Here is a 2,383-nt window from a genome sequence, read left to right on the forward strand (position 1 = left end):
TAACTATAAAATATAGCAGTATATAATCAACGTACCTTAGTGAATCTGCACTCTGTTATAAAAGTTACACAGTTCGTTTCCAGTCTGAGTCACATTTCCGTATAATATGACCAAATTTACCATACAAGAAGTCAGTATGTCCGACGATAAATCAACCAATGAATTCAATTTAGGTGGCACCATAGAGACCGCATTAAGTGGCAACTACGAATTGAGCCCAGTCGCCATTTTGCAAGAAGCGTGGAAAATTACTCTTCAGAATTTTTTCCGCTTTCTACCTGCTGTGATTATCTTGCTGCTTTCTCAGTTGGCTATCTTCTTTGTTGCGCTTCAACTGCAACTTGATGACCTTACTATCATTATTGATGCGCTTCAGGGAAAAGGTGAGATCACCAGTACGATCACCAACTCAATTTGGATCGCCAATTTCAGTGCCGATGTATTGAGTGCACCTTTATATGCAGGAGTCAGTTTAATGGCAATGAGTCATGCTGCAGGTTTAAGCTGCCGGCCAACCCAAATATGGAAGGGCTTCCAGTTTGCTGCCGTTGCTTCTATAACTATCATGCTAACCTCCTCAATACAGAGTGGTATGAATTTGATTGTCCCGTTAATCTCTCTCTATTTGACGATGGCGTTTGCAATGGCGATTCTTTTAGTGTGTGAGAAGAAGTTAACCCCATTTCAAGCTCTGTTTCTTTCATTCAAAGCGACCAATAAAAAACTGGTCCCACTGGCTGGAATCTACCTAACACTGTTTATTTTGTTTGTTATCTCTTTCATGTTCTTTGGCCTTGGACTGATCATCGTAATGCCCCTCTTTTTTAATGTTAAAGGGATTATTTATCGCAATATGTTTGGCATCAAACTTCAAATCAGCAGCAAAGATGATCAAAACAATCGAGTATTTAACGCATGACTATCAAAAGAACTACTGCGGCTATCGTACTGATCGCCGGTTTATCCGCTTGTGACGTTGCTGAACAGCCGCCAATCGAAAAAGAGCCTGTTCCGGATGTGACCGTTATCTCTGATGTCGACAGTAAAAAGCGATCTTTTTTCAACTCACTACTACCCGCTATTGATAAAGAGAATCAACGTGTAGAAAACGAACGAAGCCAGCTGTTTTCGATGAAAGCGCGGCTTGATGCCAACAAAAGCCTTACCGGGCAACAAAACACTGCCGCCCAAGAGTTAGCAAACAGTTATAAATTGGACATAAACGACTCTGGCGTAGATCTTAAATGGATTGACACGATGCTAACCCGCGTAGATGTCATTCCAGCTCCATTGATCCTTAGCCAAGGTGCCAATGAATCAGCATGGGGAACCTCACGATTTGCCAAAGAGGGCAACAACTTTTTTGGTCAATGGTGTTATAGCAAAGGGTGTGGCATTGTTCCGTCTGCTCGTAATGAAGGCTCAACACATGAAGTCGCCAGCTTTGCTAATGCTCAACAATCTGTACATGCTTATTTTATGAATGTTAATCGCAATAGAGCCTACACAGAGTTACGCGAAATTCGTCGTCAATTAAGAGTTAATGACCCTGATGCTAGCGAAATAGAACGAGCTAACCAGTTAGCAAATGGCTTAATGCGATATTCAGAGCGCGGCCATGAGTATGTTTCTGAAATACAAGCCATGATACGACACAATAAGAAATTCTGGAGCAATAATGCTTAACCGTCACAATAAACGTAGTTGGAATACCATGCATAAAACGATCACCACCGCAGCACTGTTAACGGCATTAAGCTTCAGTCCAGCTATCGCAGCTCAAGAGTTCATGTTTACCTATAGCAAACTGTTCTATCAACTGAAAAGCAATACGTCAGAAGGGCATGACGATGTCCGCTTGGCCCTCTTTTTTAATGATGCAAAAACAGGAAAGGCCTGCACCATCACCAAAGCGTGGATGGAGAAAGAGGAGCATTATGAAGAGTTTGTTATTCCAGGCTCTCAGGAACTACCGCTACCTCTCGATAACAATTTAAAGTCTGCTAACCCGCTGGTTTATATCCAAGTGGAAGACAATAAACAGTGCAACATCTCGTTAGAAGTTTTAGCCAGTAACCCCATTGAAAGCCCAGTTGCGCTTTCATCACTGATCGAATTAAAACCTCAAATGCAAACTATGTTGTCAGAAATCGGGGGAATGTTCTCCAGTTGGTTTATGCCAGAAGTTCAAGGCGTGATTATGACCTTCAATACTATTGAGCAAGGTCAGGTGAAGGTTTCGAATGGGAAGTTCGTCGATATCATTGATCATAAAGCGTTTATTAAATTTGAAAGCTACAACGTAACGGACACATTGATTCTACCTACGCAACCAGATAAAGTCTCTCCATGGCTCCCTAGTTCTTAGTGATATATGTTTGAT

Annotated in this window: 3 protein-coding genes; all 3 read left to right on the forward strand. The window is 41.7% G+C overall.

Features of this window, described 5'->3' with window-relative positions; all coding sequences use genetic code 11:
- Positions 1-136: 136 nt before the first annotated feature.
- The 3 genes from L4C32_RS20475 to L4C32_RS20485 are packed head-to-tail and all read left to right on the forward strand — an operon-like array spanning position 137 to position 2,368.
- Complete coding sequence (locus tag L4C32_RS20475) at positions 137-919, forward strand: DUF2189 domain-containing protein (RefSeq protein ID WP_428198740.1); 783 nt, start codon at positions 137-139, stop codon at positions 917-919.
- Entirely contained in the window at positions 916-1,686 is a 771-nt protein-coding gene (locus L4C32_RS20480; protein ID WP_428198741.1) for a glucosaminidase domain-containing protein, read from the forward strand. The genes L4C32_RS20475 and L4C32_RS20480 overlap by 4 nt, the downstream gene beginning before the upstream one ends.
- Positions 1,679-2,368 carry a DUF2987 domain-containing protein gene (locus L4C32_RS20485; RefSeq protein ID WP_428198742.1) on the forward strand — a complete coding sequence of 230 codons (690 nt, stop codon included), beginning with the start codon at positions 1,679-1,681 and terminating at the stop codon, positions 2,366-2,368. Before L4C32_RS20480 ends, L4C32_RS20485 begins: the two co-directional genes overlap by 8 nt.
- Positions 2,369-2,383: the final 15 nt, after the last annotated feature.

This window comes from Aliivibrio kagoshimensis (genome assembly GCF_050337105.1).
Taxonomy (GTDB): domain Bacteria; phylum Pseudomonadota; class Gammaproteobacteria; order Enterobacterales; family Vibrionaceae; genus Aliivibrio_A; species Aliivibrio_A kagoshimensis.

Bases quoted from the DNA above. Each gene is read 5' to 3' on its own strand.
- L4C32_RS20475 (WP_428198740.1), top strand. From the start codon at position 137: ATGTCCGACGATAAATCAACCAATGAATTCAATTTAGGTGGCACCATA.
- L4C32_RS20480 (WP_428198741.1), top strand. From the start codon at position 916: ATGACTATCAAAAGAACTACTGCGGCTATCGTACTGATCGCCGGTTTA.
- L4C32_RS20485 (WP_428198742.1), top strand. From the start codon at position 1,679: ATGCTTAACCGTCACAATAAACGTAGTTGGAATACCATGCATAAAACG.